This is a genomic window from Paraburkholderia sp. CNPSo 3274 (genome assembly GCF_024206475.1).
GTDB lineage: Bacteria > Pseudomonadota > Gammaproteobacteria > Burkholderiales > Burkholderiaceae > Paraburkholderia.
Map to the genome: position 1 here is coordinate 14,207 of NZ_JAMBPR010000047.1, position 15,934 is coordinate 30,140.

The 15,934-nt window shown below is 61.4% G+C and carries 17 protein-coding genes; 8 read left to right on the top strand and 9 right to left on the bottom strand.

Going from position 1 to position 15,934, the window contains the following annotated elements; translation table 11 throughout:
* Window positions 1–105: 105 nt before the first annotated feature.
* Window positions 106–339: a hypothetical protein gene (locus M3I54_RS27970; protein ID WP_028206369.1), complete on the bottom strand. Its 234-nt coding sequence runs from the start codon at window positions 337–339 to the stop codon at window positions 106–108.
* Between the two features lie 306 nt (window positions 340–645).
* Here M3I54_RS27970 and M3I54_RS27975 point away from each other — a divergent pair, with 306 nt between their 5' ends.
* Together M3I54_RS27975 and M3I54_RS27980 are read left to right on the top strand one after the other, a co-directional pair.
* A complete protein-coding gene (locus M3I54_RS27975; protein ID WP_375542217.1) occupies window positions 646–1,104 on the top strand; it encodes a DUF3005 domain-containing protein in 459 nt (152 codons plus the stop codon).
* Window positions 1,105–1,566: 462 nt separating this feature from the next.
* Window positions 1,567–2,271 (top strand): LuxR family transcriptional regulator, encoded by a 705-nt coding sequence (locus tag M3I54_RS27980; RefSeq protein ID WP_254341954.1) that lies wholly within the window; start codon window positions 1,567–1,569, stop codon window positions 2,269–2,271.
* Here M3I54_RS27980 and M3I54_RS27985 read toward each other — a convergent pair.
* A complete protein-coding gene (locus tag M3I54_RS27985) occupies window positions 2,255–2,569 on the bottom strand; it encodes an XRE family transcriptional regulator (RefSeq protein WP_375542218.1) in 315 nt (104 codons plus the stop codon). The genes M3I54_RS27980 and M3I54_RS27985 overlap by 17 nt on opposite strands.
* A 168-nt stretch (window positions 2,570–2,737) precedes the next feature.
* Between M3I54_RS27985 and M3I54_RS27990 the strand changes: the two genes are divergently transcribed.
* A complete protein-coding gene (locus M3I54_RS27990) occupies window positions 2,738–3,328 on the top strand; it encodes an acyl-homoserine-lactone synthase (RefSeq protein WP_254341907.1) in 591 nt (196 codons plus the stop codon).
* 133 nt (window positions 3,329–3,461) lie between these two features.
* Here M3I54_RS27990 and M3I54_RS27995 read toward each other — a convergent pair whose 3' ends face one another.
* A complete protein-coding gene (locus tag M3I54_RS27995; RefSeq protein WP_254341956.1) occupies window positions 3,462–5,024 on the bottom strand; it encodes an MFS transporter in 1,563 nt (520 codons plus the stop codon).
* Between the two features lie 327 nt (window positions 5,025–5,351).
* Here M3I54_RS27995 and M3I54_RS28000 point away from each other — a divergent pair, with 327 nt between their 5' ends.
* From M3I54_RS28000 to M3I54_RS28010, 3 genes are all read left to right on the top strand, one after another.
* Window positions 5,352–5,810 carry a universal stress protein gene (locus M3I54_RS28000; RefSeq protein ID WP_254341908.1) on the top strand — a complete coding sequence of 153 codons (459 nt, stop codon included), beginning with the start codon at window positions 5,352–5,354 and terminating at the stop codon, window positions 5,808–5,810.
* Between the two features lie 184 nt (window positions 5,811–5,994).
* On the top strand, window positions 5,995–6,750 hold the full coding sequence (locus M3I54_RS28005; protein WP_254341909.1) for a helix-turn-helix domain-containing protein: 756 nt from the start codon (window positions 5,995–5,997) through the stop codon (window positions 6,748–6,750).
* A gap of 133 nt (window positions 6,751–6,883) precedes the next feature.
* Window positions 6,884–8,176, top strand: a complete 1,293-nt coding sequence (locus M3I54_RS28010) for an SUMF1/EgtB/PvdO family nonheme iron enzyme (protein WP_254341910.1) — start codon at window positions 6,884–6,886, stop codon at window positions 8,174–8,176.
* Between the two features lie 161 nt (window positions 8,177–8,337).
* On the opposite strand, the gene M3I54_RS28015 is transcribed toward M3I54_RS28010, so the two are convergent.
* The gene (locus M3I54_RS28015) at window positions 8,338–9,000 is read right to left on the bottom strand and encodes an SDR family NAD(P)-dependent oxidoreductase (RefSeq protein ID WP_254341911.1); all 663 of its coding nucleotides are present in this window, start codon (window positions 8,998–9,000) and stop codon (window positions 8,338–8,340) included.
* Window positions 9,001–9,132: 132 nt separating this feature from the next.
* Window positions 9,133–9,417 carry a dioxygenase gene (locus M3I54_RS45190; RefSeq protein WP_254341912.1) on the bottom strand — a complete coding sequence of 95 codons (285 nt, stop codon included), beginning with the start codon at window positions 9,415–9,417 and terminating at the stop codon, window positions 9,133–9,135.
* Window positions 9,418–9,591: 174 nt separating this feature from the next.
* On the opposite strand from M3I54_RS45190, the gene M3I54_RS28025 reads away from it, so the two are divergent.
* Entirely contained in the window at window positions 9,592–10,587 is a 996-nt protein-coding gene (locus M3I54_RS28025; RefSeq protein ID WP_254341913.1) for an ABC transporter substrate-binding protein, read from the top strand.
* Window positions 10,588–10,713: 126 nt separating this feature from the next.
* Here M3I54_RS28025 and M3I54_RS28030 read toward each other — a convergent pair whose 3' ends face one another.
* The gene (locus tag M3I54_RS28030) at window positions 10,714–11,763 is read right to left on the bottom strand and encodes a LacI family DNA-binding transcriptional regulator (protein WP_254341914.1); all 1,050 of its coding nucleotides are present in this window, start codon (window positions 11,761–11,763) and stop codon (window positions 10,714–10,716) included.
* A 620-nt stretch (window positions 11,764–12,383) separates the two neighbouring features.
* On the opposite strand from M3I54_RS28030, the gene M3I54_RS28035 reads away from it, so the two are divergent.
* Window positions 12,384–13,622 carry a porin gene (locus tag M3I54_RS28035; RefSeq protein ID WP_254341915.1) on the top strand — a complete coding sequence of 413 codons (1,239 nt, stop codon included), beginning with the start codon at window positions 12,384–12,386 and terminating at the stop codon, window positions 13,620–13,622.
* A gap of 44 nt (window positions 13,623–13,666) precedes the next feature.
* Here the strand turns inward: M3I54_RS28035 and M3I54_RS28040 are convergent, their stop codons facing one another.
* From M3I54_RS28040 to M3I54_RS28050, 3 genes are all read right to left on the bottom strand, one after another.
* Window positions 13,667–14,059 (bottom strand): RidA family protein, encoded by a 393-nt coding sequence (locus tag M3I54_RS28040; RefSeq protein ID WP_254341916.1) that lies wholly within the window; start codon window positions 14,057–14,059, stop codon window positions 13,667–13,669.
* The gene (locus tag M3I54_RS28045; RefSeq protein ID WP_254341917.1) at window positions 14,056–14,643 is read right to left on the bottom strand and encodes an NADPH-dependent FMN reductase; all 588 of its coding nucleotides are present in this window, start codon (window positions 14,641–14,643) and stop codon (window positions 14,056–14,058) included. Before M3I54_RS28045 ends, M3I54_RS28040 begins: the two co-directional genes overlap by 4 nt.
* A 68-nt stretch (window positions 14,644–14,711) precedes the next feature.
* On the bottom strand, window positions 14,712–15,881 hold the full coding sequence (locus tag M3I54_RS28050; RefSeq protein ID WP_254341918.1) for an ABC transporter substrate-binding protein: 1,170 nt from the start codon (window positions 15,879–15,881) through the stop codon (window positions 14,712–14,714).
* Window positions 15,882–15,934 lie beyond the last annotated feature (53 nt).

Here is a 15,934-nt window from a genome sequence, read left to right on the forward strand (position 1 = left end):
GCAGGGTCTGTGCGGGAGTGAGTGTATCGACCCCAGAGATTACCGCGTTTTGCGGGAGTTCGCCGAAGCGCCCTCGGAGACGGTCCACGCCCGCGCAGCGCGCGCTCAAAGCGTGACCGTGCTCGCGTCGATCCAGCGCACGGCCCAGTCGCGCGCATGGGCGATGGCGGCCGCCTCATCGGAAAAGCGCAATTCGGCAGGGAAAAATCGGTTGGCAACGAGTTCGCCGTCGCTCGAGCGCGAAATCACTACATACGGTTGATACGTGCCATCACCGGCACGCGCCGGTGCGCAATTCAGCAAATAGCCACGATGCGTAAATGCAGCGTCGAAGTGCATGTGTGTCACCCGCCCTGACTGCCTCGTCCGTTTTTTTTGGCGCGTGCATTCAAGATCGTGCGGCAAAGCCACAGCATGAGCCCTCGCCCGGCCCATTAATCGAAAGCGCGCCAACTCGTTGAAAGAGGATCATACTCCTCGGAAAAAGCCCAAACCAACGAAAAAAATGCAACATCGCTGGAGGCGTTCTCCTGGCGAACCGGCTTGCTTTTCACCCCGATTCACGGGTGCGGCGCTGCAGCGGAACGGCGCTTGCGGAATTGCCTGCTGAACGCAGGCACCCAGATCTTCCAAGGAGGAAGCATCATGAATCGTCCCGACGACATGCAAAAATCGACTGCGGGAGATGTGAGCTCATCGCCGTCGCGGCCGCGCAGCGCCGAACTCCACAACGACCGCACGCACGATAGCTCGGTCGACACCGACGGCAAGAACCGCGAGGCCGCGCGCCTCGCGGGCGAAGGCTGCATCGGCCCCGACGAAGTGACGACGAGCAACGCGACGCTCGTCAACAGCGTGGCCGAAGCGGATGACGGCCTGGCGGGTTTCGACAGCCGCAAGGGCGTGCACCGGTTGCCGATCGCGCTGGAGTGCGGATACGAGGTCGTCGACCTCGGCATGAGCGAGCCCGAAGAGCCCAACGACGTCGACTGGGAGCGCAACGCCGCGCGTGAACCGGGCGTGCGCCGCAGTCCGGGGCGCCTGCACTTCGCGCTCAACCACATGCGGCCGACGCGCGTGATCGAGTTGCAGCGCAAGCCCTGAACGACGGTTCGCCGCTCGCGGTGCGGCGAACCGTTTGCGATTATCCAGAATATCGCAGCACTGGCGGATTCAGACAGTATTCAGTCGAGTGCAGTTAAAACTGGAAATGAAAAGCCTGAAAATAAATGAAAGCCGCTAAATCGACGGCATTATCCTGGCGACTTGCACGCTTTTGTCGCTTTCGAAATGCGGTCTGGCTTTATTTCAACTCCGGTGCCATGCACTTTCATGCAGTCCTGCGCACTTGCTGAGGAGACGCAGAAATCTCTCCGATGTCACCGAAATCTGACAGAAATGACCCCACAAAGCGGGAGGATTGCAGACGAGGGGGGATCAGATAGGAATTTAGTGATAAATTCTTACATCATAAGAAGCGAGGAGCGAGTGTCTGTGGGCTTGCCCCGCGATCTCGCCCAGCGCCGATGGAGAGTGTTGAACGTGCCTCTACATTTTATTGAGCAGATGTCGCCCGTGCTCGACGCGCCCGAAGAGGCAGCGTGGTTCGACGCGGTGGCGAAGCTCGCCAGCTCGTGGGGATTCAGCCAGCTCATGCTGGCTATCTTGCCGCGCCCGGGCATGAGGCTCGAGGACGCGTTCATCCGTACGAACTACTCGGCCGCCTGGCGGCAGACGTACAACGACCACGGTATGGCCTACTTCGACCCTACCGTGTCGCATTGCACGACGCGCTCGGCGCCGCTCATCTGGTCGCCGGAGCTTTTCGCGACCGAGCAGCAACAATCGATGTATGAAGAGGCACGCTCGTACGGGCTGCGCGCAGGCATCACCCTGCCGATCCATGGCCCGCGCCAGGAAATCGGCATGCTCTGCTTCGTCAACGACGCAAATCCCACGGACAATTTCTGGGACGACGTGAACCGCGCGTTGCCGAATCTCGTGCTGCTGCGCGATCTCGTGCTGGACACGAGCCAGCGGCACCTGAACGACCACGTTCAGTCGCTGATTCCCAAGCTCACGCCACGGGAAAAGGAATGCCTCAAGTGGACTGCCCTAGGCAAGTCCACTTGGGAAATTTCTCACATCCTGAATTGCTCTGAAGCCGTCGTGAACTTCCACATGAAGAACATTCGCGGGAAGTTCGGCGTGAACTCACGGCGAGCGGCAGCCGTGATTGCGACCCAGATGGGTCTCATTGACCCGGGCTAAGCACCATCGGTGCATCGCCGCGCAACACGCGCTCGGCACGGCCAAGGTCACCGTCCGAAATCGTCTTGTTGAAATACAACCCGAGCAGGATCGACACCGGCGGCGGAATCTCCGCGCCCGACTCGAACCGGCTGCCGCGCGACTGCGTCACGCCGAAACGCGCCCAGAAGCGGCGCTGGCTCTCTTTCTTCTTCTTCCGATACGCAATGATCAGGACGCGGTCGACGACCGAAGACAGATCCCCGGGGGACGAAATGGTATTCGCACCCGAGTGCCATTGATTGCCCATAAGTTCCATGATGACTCTCGCTGTCAGATATGCCTGATGAGTGACTGCCGCGGAAGTGATTCTCCTTAAGAGGCCCTATCTGCGCACCTACCTATCTAGATAGGTGTTTTTTTATATTCATAACGCATAGCTTTCGAACCGTACTGCCGCGCTTCCACACAAATCGGGAGAGTTGTCATGCAAGCTGCGATACGGATCGGACTGAGACAGGACTTCGACAATGGGGACATCAATGAGATGTACCGGCTGCGCGCGCGCGTGTTCCGCGATCGCCTGGGCTGGGACATTCCCACCATTGCGGGGATGGAAATCGACGGCTACGACGCGCTCGGGCCCCATTACATGCTGATTCAGGACCCTGCGGGCCACGTGCGCGGCTGCTGGCGCCTGATGCCCACCGAAGGCCCCAACATGTTGCGCGACACCTTCCCGCAACTGCTGCAGGGCAAGGCTGCGCCTACAGCTCGCAACATCTGGGAACTGAGCCGCTTCGCCATCGAATCGGGCAACGATCAGGCATTCGGCTTCGCCGATGTGACCATGAGCGCGATGCGCGCGGTCGTCTCGTTCGCCGACCGCGCGGGCATCAACAGCTATGTGACGGTCACCACGACGCCAATGGAGCGCCTGCTGCGCCGGACGGGCATCGAGCTGACGCGGCTTGGCGCGCCGATGCGCATTGGCGTGGAGAATGCCGTCGCGCTGGAAATCGCGATGAGCCAGCAAACGCACCACGCGCTGTTCGGGGAGTTGGCCCATGCCGCCTGAGGGTGACGCCGCGGAGGGACAGATGCGCACTGGCTGGGTGCTCCGGCCTTTCTCGCTCAGCCTGGCTGTTGTTTTTATCAGACAAATATAACGAATAAACCTGCGCCCAGCCTGCACCCGAACGCGGCCGACCCTAATCGGCCTTGACCTCGTCGGCTCGCGCTTCGTCGCTTTTCTGCGCCGCCGAGGCGCTGCGGCTGAATCGAATGTGGGAAATCCGCCCCACGCACAGGGCCGCCGCGAGCGCCGCGCAGCCCGTCAGCCCGATTCCCAGGTGGATCGCATCCACCAGTACGTGGCGCACCGCATCGATCAGCGCCGCGCCGTCGAGCCCCGCCGCCTTCATCTGCGCGACGAGGCCCTCGCGCAACGACGGGTCGATCAGCACGCGCGGATCGGCCAGCTGGGGTTGCCAGCGCTGCTGCAGCGGCGCGCCGATTACCGCCAGCGCGTCCCCCACGCCGGCCGCGTAGCGATGGTTGACGATGGTCGCCACGACGCTGGTGCCGAGCATCCCGCCCACCATGCGCGTGGATTGCAGCAAGGCGGTCGTGATGCCGAAACGCTCCCGCCCGGCAATCTCCTGGCCGAAAATATTCAGATTGTTCAGGATGAAGCCGAGCCCGATGCCCACTGCCGACATCGCCAGTTCGAGCCAGAGGTGCGCCGTGTGCCGGGACGCGAAGGCAAGACCGGCGGAAGCCGCGACCAGCAGGCTGAAGCCGACCGTGAGAATCGTCGTGGGCTTACGTAGCCGGATCACGACGCGCGTATTGATCAGGCTGCCTAGCGCGATACAGGCCGCGATCGGCGTGGCAAGCAGGCCCGCTTCCTGGGGCGACAGCCCGAAACCGCCCTGCAGCAGCAGCGGAGCGAAAAAGATCAGCGAGAACATCACGAAGCCCGAAAGCGTCGAGAGCGTAAACAGGGTGACGAGTTGCGGGTCGCGAAAGAGGTCGAGCGGGAGGATCGGGTGCGTCGCGCGGCGCTCGCAGGTCAGCAGCGCCGCCACGCCGGCGACTACCGCCAGCGCGAGCACGGCGTTGCCAGTCGTCAAGCCGCTCTTGGGCACCGCCTCGATCAGAGTCTGGAAACCGCCCAGCACCAGTGCAACGAGCGCGGCACCCGTCCAGTCGATGCGCACCTCGCCGGTACGCCCCGGCTGGTAGCGCGGCAGATGGGCCCAGATGAAATAAAGTGCAAGCGCGCCAACCGGCAGATTGACGAGAAAGGTCGAGCGCCAGCCAAAGTGCTCGCTGAGCCAGCCGCCCAGTGAAGGCCCCGCTGCCGTGCCGATGCCGTAGGCGGCCGCCATGACGACCTGCCAGCGCACCCGCGCACGCGGGTCGGGAAAGAGGTCGGGAATCGAGGCGAACGCCGTACCCACCATCATCCCGCCTCCAACGCCCTGCAGCGCGCGCGCCGCTGCAAGAAAACGCATGTCGGTCGCGAGCCCGCACAGCGCGGAGGCCACCGTAAATACGATCACCGCGGCGATCACGAAGCGCTTGCGGCCAAAGTAGTCGCCGAGCCGGCCGAATACGGGCACCGTCACGACCGAGGCCAGCAGGTAGGCGCTCGCGATCCACGCGTAGAACTCGAATCCGTGCAGTTCGGCGACAATCGAGGGTAAAGCGGTGCTGACGACGGTTTGATCGAGTGCGACGAGCATGTTGACGAGGCCGATGCCGAGCATGGCCAGCAGCGCGTCGCGAAACGGCAGGTGAGCGGAGGAAGGTTTCACGGGAGGGGAAGACTGCGCGGAGCGAAAAAGAGGCAACGATAACGGTATGCCGGTGCGCGTGCAACATAACGACATAGCAAACGAAAACCAGGCGGCGCTGCGGTATTCCGACGCAACCCACTTGATCTTCCTTCTTGCTCCTTCCACATTTCATACAGTCCGACTGCGTCTTTACTTGCGATCCATTAAGCTTCTCGCCAGTCACGACACCCGCGCCAGCCTCGTCACCGCATCGCCCGAGGCCGCGCGATTCTCGATCCCACTCAAAGAGGAGGTCCTATGTACCAACGCATCCTTGTCGCCGTCGACGGCAGCACCACGTCGCGCCGAGCCTTCGAAGCCGCGCTCGACCTGGCGAAGGCAATGGGCGCGACGCTGCAGCCGTATTACGTGATCGAGAACACACCCATGTATTTCGACGCGCCCGGCTACGACCCGTCGATCCTGCGCAACCAGATGATCGCGCAGGGCAACGAACTCGCGGAAGAAATGAACAAGGCGATGGGCGAGCGTGGCGTGCAAGGCGCCATGCTCACGGGCGAAGCCTCCTCGCTGGACGACGTGCCGACGCTCGTGCTCAACGCCGCGAAGACCGCGGGTGCCGACCTGATCGTGATGGGCACGCACGGCCGCCGGGGCTTCCAGCGCCTCATCCTCGGCAGCGTTGCCGAACGCTGCGTGCGGCAGTCCACGTTGCCTGTCCTCCTCATCCCGTCGGCCGCCGGAAACGCCGAATAGTAGTCGCTTGAGTGCACGCAGTTTTGCGTGCAACTGGAAAGTCGCTTGCGCGCCGTCAGACGCCGCGTGAGCGGCTTCTGACAAGGCTCAAAACGATTCATCTTAAATGCGCGGCGCTTTGCCACTAATCTGAGATTCGACCCCGGTAGACAATGCCTGGACAGAGATCAAAGGAGCATTGTCGATGCTGAACCATACCGTCGTTTCTCATACCACCGTGCGCCGCAGCAATCGCACACCCGTGGCGGCACCGCGCATGTCCACGCGCTGTTCGGTTTGCGCCATGCGGCACCTGTGCATGCCCCAGGGCCTCACGCTCGACGACCTGCCAAAACTCGAAGCACTGATTTGCTCCGCGCGCAGTGTGCGGCGCGGCGAAGCCGTGTATCGCGCCGGCGACGCATTCGACAATCTCTACGTCGCGCGTTCCGGCTCGCTCAAGACGGTCATGGCGCACCGCGACGGCCGCGAGCAGGTCACCGGCCTGCGTCTGGCCGGCGATCCGCTCGGCCTCGACGGCATCAGCACCGGCTTCCACACCTGCAGCGCCGTGGCGCTCGAAGACAGCTCGGTCTGCCTCATTCCCTACTCGGCCCTCAAGCATTTGTGCCGCGAAACCGGCGCCATGCAAGACCGGCTGCTCCGCCTCATGAGCGAGCAGCTCATCCGCGAATCGTCGCAAATGATGGTGCTCGGCTCGCTCTCCGCCGACGAACGCGTCGCCGCGTTCCTGCTGGACATCTCCGAACGCAACGGCCAGCGCGGATATTCGCATGCCGAGTTCAACCTGCGCATGACGCGTGAGGACATGGGCAGCTATCTCGGCATGACGCTCGAAACGGTGAGCCGCACCCTGTCGAGATTTCAAAAGCGCGGCCTGATCGACGCACAGGGCAAGCTGATCCGCATCATCGATCTCGAAGGTCTGCGGCATCTGTAATTCGCGGCACCCCCGGGCGGGCGGCCCACCCGGGCTGCCCGCGCCGCGTCTCGCTGGCGCGGCAACTCCGTTGGCACAACTCCTGCGCAGGGTTAAAGTTTCGTACTACGCCCACCCAAGGAGAATCGCCGAAATGCATCTCCCGCAATCCCCCACGCTCGCAGCCCGTCTTGAAGCGGCGCGCACCGCCAGCGACGCGCTCTTCAACGTCGTCAAGCCCGAGTTTCTGTACGAGCGGCCCATTCGCGAGCGGCACCGTATCGTGTTCTATATCGGTCATCTGGAAGCATTTGACCGCAACCTCTTCGACAAGCGCCTGTTCGACCTGCCCTCCGCCGATGCGCGCCTCGACCAGCTGTTCGCGTTCGGCATCGATCCTGTCGATGGCGGTCTCCCGACCGACGTGCCCGCCGACTGGCCCGACCTCGCCGAAGTCCTGGCCTACGGACGCGACGTACGCAGCCGCATCGACGCGCAGCTCTCCACGCTCGACCTGCCGCCCGACGCCTCAAATCACGACACACCAGGGCAGTTGCTGAACGTCGCGATCGAACATCGGCTCATGCATGTCGAAACGCTCGCCTACATGCTCCACCAGCTGCCGTTCGAACAAAAGCAGTCGCCCGCCGCAACGGGCGTGCGCACCGACCCGCTCTATACGGTCGCGGCCGAAACGGTGCAGGTGCCCGCCGGCCGCACGGAGCTCGGCATGACCGCCGAGCGTGGCCTGTTCGGCTGGGACAACGAGTTCGGCGAGCAGCAAGTCGACGTACCGGCCTTCGAGATCGACCGCTACATGGTGACGAACGGCGCGTTTCTCGAATTTATCGAGGACGGCGGCTACCGCAAGCGCGAACTCTGGAACGACGTGGACTGGACCTGGAAGGAAGGCGCGCACGTAGCACACCCCGTGTTCTGGTCGCGCGGCGCCGAAGGCTGGACACTGCGCACGATGTTCGAAGACATCGCATTGCCGCTTGCATGGCCCGTGTATGTGAGCCACGCCGAAGCCAGCGCCTTTGCGCGCTGGCGCGGCACGGCGCTGCCAAGCGAGGCGCAGTGGCAGCGCGCGGCGCACGGCGCGCTGCCCGCCCGCACCGACAACTTCGATTTCCGCGACTGGAACCCGGTGGCTGTCGACGCCACACCGGACAGCGCCAGCACGTGGGGCGTACAAGGCCTGTACGGCAACGGCTGGGAATGGACCTCCACGCTCTTCGGTCCGCTGCCGGGTTTCAAGGCGTTTCCGTTCTACGAGGGGTATTCGGCAAACTTCTTCGACGGTCAGCACTACGCGATGAAAGGCGGCTCGCCGCGCACCGCCCAATGCATGTTGCGGCCAACGTTCCGCAACTGGTTTCAGCCGCGTTATCAGTATGTTTATGCGGGATTTCGCTGCGTTCGCAATTTGGTAAACAAGGCATAAGTTGAGGCCTTTGGAGCACTTATGCCTTATTGCAAATGTTGACAACCTTAAGCTTTATTCACTCCAACCTCCGGAGGCTGAAGTGTGTCACGCGTCCAGAGCGACGGCTGGTAGCTTGGCGGGATGAGCAAACGTTGCCCCTGCCTTCGCCTCGAAACGGCCTACGCCGAACGCCGCCCATGTGGCCCCGCTCGGCAGCAGACTCGCGCATGGAGCAGGGTTTGCGGCGACGCGCAGGAGCCGTATTTAACCCCCGTCACGAAGGTCCAGAGCCCCGCACCATTCAGCACGCCTTCAGCGATCAGATCCCGCGCGAGGTGCCCCATGATGTCGAGCCCGGCTTTGGCGGCGCAGTACGCGATATTGCTGCCAACACCCGTGGTGACGGCAATGGACGACACGTTGACAACGAGACCATCGCCCGACGCGACAAGAAGTTCCCTGAACGCACGGAGCGCAGCGAATTGCCCGCGCCAGTTCACCTTGAACATTTCATCGACCAACTCGTCGGTCAGCGCATCCAAGTCTGCGTGGCTGACTGGCTTGGTAAAGCCTGCCGTGTTCATCAGGATATCGGCCTTTCCATACCGGCCGCGAACGCTTTGCGCTAGCGCGACCAATGTCGCGCTGTCGGCAATCGACGCCAGGGGCGCCATGTGCCCTTCGCCCGGGAGTCGCCTCGCGATCTCCTCGGCGGCCTTGAGATCGGTGTTTCTACAGCGACGCGCGCCAGACGAAGCCAGCCAGCTCGCCGTAGCTTTTCCGATTCCACCGCTGCTGCCGATCACCACGGCGACCTTACCTTCAAGCATGTTGTTGGGCATGTCGTCTAACTCGGTCATTTGATGGGCGGCGTCGGATCAGTGGAGACGCCCTACCCAAGAACGAAAGCGCATTCCAGCGTGCAATACGGCTCCTGCGTTTGCGGATGCGGTCCCGTGCCTGCCTCATGGCGTTCAAACTCGCGGACCAGATCGCGCGTCACGCCAAATACAACGTCTGAATCCAGATACTCTGCGTCGTCGGCGAAGATCTGCGAAATGAGCGTCGCGTAGCTTGTTCAACACCTTCACCAGCGTCGAAAGCCCAAGCACGTCGGCCAGCAGCACCACCTCGTTATGACTGGCCGTGCAGGTCAGCCCGACCCGCCGGATGAAGTCCAGTCCCCGCTCGAACCCATCGTCGGTCAGGGCGCGCCCGAAGTCAGTCACGATCCTGCTGCACTGCACCGGTCTGGCCACGTCTCATCTCCTATACAATCGATTGCAAAATAGCAACGGAAGCGCCACTATCAAAGCCGCTCGCAGAGATCCACTTGAAACGCTGTCACTCGCATCTCGCACTTTTTGCCTCAACGATGATGACAAACGCTGCGTGCGCTCGAATCTTGACAAAAAAACGAACCCTATTTTAATATGCAATCGATTGCAAAACTCAAGGGGATGCGATTGCACACCAGTCTGGCTACACTAAAGATTCTCGGCTTTGAAGGTGCGTTCAACCTGCCGTTTTGGGTTGCCGAAGACCAGCGCCTGTTCGAGAAATATGGCCTGACCACGAGCTTCGAGTACGTGAAAGGCTCGATCGACATGATCAACAGGATGAACGCGGGCGACGCGCATATTGCGTTCGCCAGTGTGGACAACGTTTTTGCGTACACGGATGGTCATGGGGAAACCGCGGATGGCAGCGCTCCCGATCTGGTCGCGTTCATGGGCGGAGATCACGGCTTCCTGTCGCTCGTCGCACGCCCAGGCCTGACGTCGGTGCGCGAGTTGAGTGGCAAGACGCTGGCCGTCGACGCCCTGACGACCGGCTTCGCTTTTGTCTTGCGCGAGATTCTATCGCTCAACGATATTGCCGCCGATGGCGTCAAGTTCGATGCTGCTGGCGGCACTGGCAATCGATATCGTGCACTGGTGGCCGGCAAGTACGCCGCAACCCTGGTGCGAACGCCGTTCGAAAGGCTCGCCGAGCGGCAAGGATTCAGAACGCTGGCCACGAGCGCGGCGCTCTTTCCGGACTATCTCGGCACGGTCGGTGTGGTGCGCGAGTCATGGGCCAGCGCGAACCGGGCGCGGTTGATCGGCTTTATTCTTGCGTACAGGGAAGCATTGAACTGGATTTTCGACCCTGCCAATGCGGCGGCTTGCCGTGCATTGCTGCGCGCCCAGTTTCCGGAGCTTTCCGACGCCGATGCGCGCGCCGTGCTCGACGACCTCGTTCACCCCACGCACGGCTTGATCCGGGATATGGAAATTGAAGACGCCGGGCTCGCCCTGGTCATGCGCATTCGGGATGCACACGCGACAGCGCCAGTCACTCGACCGCGCAGGCCCTGCGTCGACAGGCAGTACCTCAACGAAGCGCGCGCATCCATGGCATGGGCGCCCCCGCTGGATGTTCAATGAAGCTGGCCGGTGGCACTACAGGGGCTGGCAGCGGCGCCGGTCCCTGATGCGATTCCTCACAACCCGGGGTTCACGCTGTTTTCAGCGCCAGCCGTCCAGCGCCTGGATCTAATTCGAAATGGACAGCTATTTTTTTCTCGACGCAGAAGCCTTCGCCGGCTTCCGTGCGGCGCCCTTGCGGGGCGCAACTGTCGAGCCGCGCACGATGAGCTTCGGAGGCAATACCACGTTGCGGGGTGGATGATCGATCGCTTCGATGGCTTGCTCGAGCAGGTCCGCAGCCTGGCGCCCCATCTCCCTGTGACTGATGCGGATCGTCGTCAGCGGCGGCTCGACCAGGTCGACAAGCGGCATGTCGTTATGCCCGACGACTGAAATATCTCGAGGACAATTCAATCCGGATTCGCGGATGGCATCGTACGCACCGAGGGCCAGCAAGTCATTCGCGGCGACGATTGCGGTGATATCCGGACGCGCCCTCAATAGCCGCCGTGCCACTGCTGCGCCCTGTTCGCGCGTATAGGTATCGGCGAACTCGCAGGGGGCCGCGGCGGCATCGAGACCATTGGCGGATATGGCGTGGATAAAGCCGCGATGCCGCAAATAACCAGTGGAATGTTCGCGCGGTCCGCCAAGATGGGCGATGTGGCTGTGCCCCAGTTCGACCAGGTGGTCAACTGCGAGCTGTGCGCCGAGCAGCTCGTCCGACACCACCCCGGATAGCCTCGTGTCCTTCTCTGCACGATTGACCAGCACGCTCGGGACACCCCGCTCGATACAGAACGACACCAGCGGATCGTCGCGGCTCGCCGTCGCCAGAATGAGCCCGTCCACGCGCCGGGCGATCAATCCCTGGGCCAGATCGAGCTGCTTGTTGCTGTCGCTTCCGACATAGGCAACGATAACGGAATAGCCATGCTCGGAAAGACGCTCGGTCGCCCCGGTCAGAATCGGCGTGAAAACATTGGTTGCGATATCCGGAACCAGAATGCCGACAAGCTTGGAGCGACCGGTTCGAAGGCTGGCCGCAACCGGGTCGAGCCGGTATCCCAGTTCCTCGGCTGCCTTCATAACGCGTGCGACCGACTCGGGCACCACCATCGAGCGCGTCTCTGGATTGAAGGCGCGCGAGACTGTCGAAACGTGCACACCAGCCAGCTCCGCGACCTGCTTCATCGTCACAGTTCGCCGGTTATTGCCTGCTTGAGACGTCTTTGTTTTCACGACAGCTCTACCTTTTCGCTTTTCACATAGAAGGTCTCGATCAATCACGACCTCACCGTGGCCAATGACTTCAGGACGGCACGCGCCTCCCCGAACGGATCGCTCGTGTCACGGCCAAGGCTACATTATAAATAGGTCGATACAAATTTTCCGCAATCGATTGTGATAATTGGCGTGCGAAAACGCATCGGCATACCGCCCCGTTCGATCAGTACGCCGTTTGCAGTCACGATCGCGTCAGGGCCTCATATAGCGAGCACCCAGGCTACATGCCTTGATCGTCGCACTCCAGGCGAATTCGCACCATGATGCCCATGCCCTTTTGCCTGGCCCTCGGCAAAAAGAGCTTGACGCGCAAATATCGTCACCTTATTTTGCAATCGATTGCATTAACTCTCCCTAACGGTCTATTGCTCACGAGGCGTTGCGACCTGGACAAGTAGCGCAATCACGTAGTCGACCGTCTGAGCCGTCGCTTTACGTGAATCAGGCTTGCGGTCGGCATAAAAAATATCGATTGGCCCGACTTCGCCCATCAAGACGCGTTGCGTGCCGGCTAACGGAGATAGGTCATGAAGAAGATGCTTGTTGCGGTTGCGGGAACGTGTGCACTCACGGGCGTCGCGCGCGCTCAAAGCAGCGTCACGCTATATGGCTTGATTGACGCAGGCGTGAATTACACCACCAGTGTGCAAACTTCGCGGGCCACTAACGGCTCCCCCCGCGGCGGCTCGCAATTCGCCATGCTCGACGGCGGCCTGGGTGGACTGAGCGGCAGCCGGTGGGGATTGAAGGGTGTAGAGGACCTGGGGGGCGGTTGGAAAGCGCTGTTTCAGGTCGAATCGGGCCTGAACTTCAACAATGGTACGCTCGGCCAGGGCGGCGCGATGTTCGGCCGCCAGGCCTTTGTAGGGCTTTCCGGTAGTCCCGGCACCTTGACGTTCGGCCGCCAGTACGACTCCGTGCGTGACTTCGTACAGAGTTACACTGCCACCGCCCAGTTGGGCGGCGTCATAGGAGCCCGCCCCGACGATCTGGACAATCTGGCCAACTCGCGGCGTGTGAACAACGCCATCAAATACACGAGCCCGAAGTTCAATGGCCTCACGTTTGGCGGCTTGTACAGCATTGGAGGCATCGCGGGTGCGCCCGGGCGCAATCAGCTATGGTCACTGGGGCTGAACTACGAGAATGGCGCATTTGCTTTCGGCGGCGCCTACCTGAACGCGCGTAATCCGAACTTCTCGTATTTCGGCACTAACCCGAATGCATCGGCGAGCGTCACGAGCAACAATATGGGATCGGCCGGAAGTCCCGCGTCGCCACAATACAATCCAGTCTATGCCGGCTTCGCATCGGCCCACACCATGGAGATCTTCGGCGCGGCCACGACGTATAACATCGGCAATTTCACGCTGGGCGTGAACTATACCTATACCCGCTTCGACAATCTCGGCGATACGGAAACCTCCGGTCCGAACCCCTACCACTACAGCGGCGAGGCAATATTCAGCAGTCCGGAAGTTAATATTCAATATCAGGTCAACCCGGCACTGCGGCTAGGCGCCTCCTATAACTACACTCACCTGAGCCGGGCCAACTACGACAACGGCGCTACGTACAACCAGTATTCGGCGGGCGCCAGCTATGCGTTGTCCAAGGCCACCGTCATCTACGGCGTTGCGGTCTACCAGAGCGCCAGCGGTACGGACTCCCTGAACCAGCCCGCGGTGGCCTCGCTGGACGGGCTTACCCCCTCCGCAACTAGCCACCAGGCATCATTCCGGTTGGGCTTGAGGCACTACTTCTAAGTTTGCGAACCGGGGCGGTCCTGTGCCACCCCGTCTTGCTGCAATCAGTCAAGCACCGCAATGCCCTGGACTTCCACCAGCATTTCCGGTTTCGCAAGGCCTGCTACGGTAATCAACGCACTGGCGGGAAAATTGTCAGCGAAGATTTCCTTGCGCAGTTGCGTGAACGTATCGCCAAAGCGTGCGTCGGTGATGGAGACTGTCATGGTGACCAGATTCGTCAATGTGCCGCCCGCCTGCTCCAGCGTGGCTCCGATCAGCGCAAATATCTCGCGCACCTGCCCTTCGAAATTTCCCGCCAGCGAACGCCCTTCACAATCGGCCACCACGGTCTGACCGGCCAGCCACACAATGCGGCCGCCTTGCGTAATGACCGCTGGCGAGTAGGCGCGCGCCTGCGCGTTGTCGCGTTTGATATAGCTTCGTTGATGCGTCATGCTTCTACCTCCGTGAATTGATCTGCTTGAGTCAGGCGTTCGATCCAGTCGCCGAATCGAGCCATGAAACCGGTCAGCACCTCGCGCGTTTGCGCATCGGTCAACTGGCCTTGTGCGTCAAAACGCGTCCAGGTTTGCGTGACCAGGACCTCCGGCTTATTGAGCGTCAACATGTCGAGCGCCTGACAAACCTGCCTCAGATGAGCCTGCGCGCGCGCCGTCCCCAAACCCGCACCAGCGCCGACGATTGCCGCCGGCTTGCCCGCGAGCGCGGATGCGCCGGGAGGACGTGAAAGCCAATCCAGGGCATTTTTCAGTACGCCGGAAAACGAAAAATTATACTCAGGCGTGGCTAGCAGCACGGCGTCGGCGCGGCGGATTTTTTCGCTCAGCGTAACGACCGCGACTGGCATGCCGGCCTTCTCGACGTCTTCGTTGTAGAACGGCAGATCGCCCAGGCCAACGATCTCCAGCGTCATGCCTTCTGGAGCGACCTCCTGGGCGGCACGCAGGAGCGCGGTGTTCGTCGAGGCTTTGCGCAAGCTGCCCGACAAGGCAATGACATAGATTGTTTTTCGGTTCATGAATCCCGCCTCGCTTTGAAAAAATTTGGGGTTGTCTGGGTATTGGTCTGCCGCAGCCTCGCGGCTGCTTACTTCATCGAGCACTCGTCGACCAGGCGATTGCGATAATTGACCTTGATTTTCGAATGGGTTGCAAAATCGACACCCGCTGCATCCTTGACGACATCGACTCGATAAAAATCGACGCGGCCAAACTGATTGGTATCGAATTTGAAATTGCCTCGCACCGACTCGAATTCCGACGACTTGATCGCGGCACGTAACGCGTTCTTGTCCGTAACGTTGCCGCCCACCTTGCGCAGCGCGACGTCGAGCAATTGCGCGGCGTCGTACGATGCCGCCGCATACATCGATGGTGCGCGACGGTACTTCTGTTTGAACGCTGCAACAAATTGCTTGTTCTGCGCATTGTCCAGATCGGGCGAGTACGCGGACGCGGTAATTGCCCCCACTGCCGCCTCCTGAAGCGCCGGCAGCGTCGTGCCGTCCACCGTGGCCACGGAAACCAGCGGCAGCTTGCCCATGAGGCCCGCCTGGCGATACTGCTTCACAAAATTGACCCCCTGGCTGCCCGGATAGAAAACATAGACCGCATCGGGGTTGGCAGCTTGCAGTTGCGCGATTTCAGCCGAAAAATCGAGCTGGTTCAGCGGCGTATAGACTTCGTCGACCAGTGGTTGCTTGTACGTGTGCTTGAAACCCTGAATTGCGTCGCGTCCGGCCTGATAGTTCGGCGCCATGACATAGACACGCTTGTAGCCCAGTACTTGCATCAGGTTGCCGCCTGACTCGTTGATCTGGTCCATCGTGCCCGAGGAGACGGAGAACATGAGCGGTGCGCAATCCTTGCCGGCTAGCGGCGCAGGACTTGCGTTCGAGCTGATGAGCACGACGCCGGCAGCTGTGATCGGCTTGGCCACGGCCATCATGACGTTGCCGAAAGTCATGCCGGTAATGATGGAGACCTTGTCTTCCTCGATCAGCTTGCGTGCCGCCTGCACGCCGATGTCCGGTCTCAGTTCGTCATCGGCCTTGATGACCTGAACCGGCACGCCGCCGAGCTTGTTGCCCTTTTGCGCCATGGCGAGCATGAACGCGTCGTATTGATCCTGTCCGAGCGCGCCGCCGGGGCCCGATAGCGTGCCGAGAAAGCCAATCTTCACTTGTGCGCCCGCATTCACAGCGCAAAACACGGCGCCGAGCAACGCCAGCTTGGTACACGTCGTTCGCAATTTCATGACCACAGTTGTCTCCAGGTAAGTGCTCGTTGATCGATCGTTGTCGACATCCC

What these genes read in the sequence shown, in the direction of transcription:
- M3I54_RS28030 (WP_254341914.1), bottom strand. Translation starts at nt 11,763, where the DNA reads ATGAAGCAGGTCGCGGAGCTGGCTGGTGTGCACGTTTCGACAGTCTCG.
- M3I54_RS28000 (WP_254341908.1), top strand. Translation starts at nt 5,352, where the DNA reads ATGTACCAACGCATCCTTGTCGCCGTCGACGGCAGCACCACGTCGCGC.
- M3I54_RS28015 (WP_254341911.1), bottom strand. Translation starts at nt 9,000, where the DNA reads ATGCCCAACAACATGCTTGAAGGTAAGGTCGCCGTGGTGATCGGCAGC.
- M3I54_RS28050 (WP_254341918.1), bottom strand. Translation starts at nt 15,881, where the DNA reads ATGAAATTGCGAACGACGTGTACCAAGCTGGCGTTGCTCGGCGCCGTG.
- M3I54_RS28010 (WP_254341910.1), top strand. Translation starts at nt 6,884, where the DNA reads ATGCATCTCCCGCAATCCCCCACGCTCGCAGCCCGTCTTGAAGCGGCG.
- M3I54_RS27985 (WP_375542218.1), bottom strand. Translation starts at nt 2,569, where the DNA reads ATGGAACTTATGGGCAATCAATGGCACTCGGGTGCGAATACCATTTCG.
- M3I54_RS27980 (WP_254341954.1), top strand. Translation starts at nt 1,567, where the DNA reads ATGTCGCCCGTGCTCGACGCGCCCGAAGAGGCAGCGTGGTTCGACGCG.
- M3I54_RS27970 (WP_028206369.1), bottom strand. Translation starts at nt 339, where the DNA reads ATGCACTTCGACGCTGCATTTACGCATCGTGGCTATTTGCTGAATTGC.
- M3I54_RS28035 (WP_254341915.1), top strand. Translation starts at nt 12,384, where the DNA reads ATGAAGAAGATGCTTGTTGCGGTTGCGGGAACGTGTGCACTCACGGGC.
- M3I54_RS27990 (WP_254341907.1), top strand. Translation starts at nt 2,738, where the DNA reads ATGCAAGCTGCGATACGGATCGGACTGAGACAGGACTTCGACAATGGG.
- M3I54_RS28025 (WP_254341913.1), top strand. Translation starts at nt 9,592, where the DNA reads ATGCAATCGATTGCAAAACTCAAGGGGATGCGATTGCACACCAGTCTG.
- M3I54_RS27995 (WP_254341956.1), bottom strand. Translation starts at nt 5,024, where the DNA reads ATGCTCGGCATCGGCCTCGTCAACATGCTCGTCGCACTCGATCAAACC.
- M3I54_RS27975 (WP_375542217.1), top strand. Translation starts at nt 646, where the DNA reads ATGAATCGTCCCGACGACATGCAAAAATCGACTGCGGGAGATGTGAGC.
- M3I54_RS28005 (WP_254341909.1), top strand. Translation starts at nt 5,995, where the DNA reads ATGCTGAACCATACCGTCGTTTCTCATACCACCGTGCGCCGCAGCAAT.
- M3I54_RS28045 (WP_254341917.1), bottom strand. Translation starts at nt 14,643, where the DNA reads ATGAACCGAAAAACAATCTATGTCATTGCCTTGTCGGGCAGCTTGCGC.
- M3I54_RS28040 (WP_254341916.1), bottom strand. Translation starts at nt 14,059, where the DNA reads ATGACGCATCAACGAAGCTATATCAAACGCGACAACGCGCAGGCGCGC.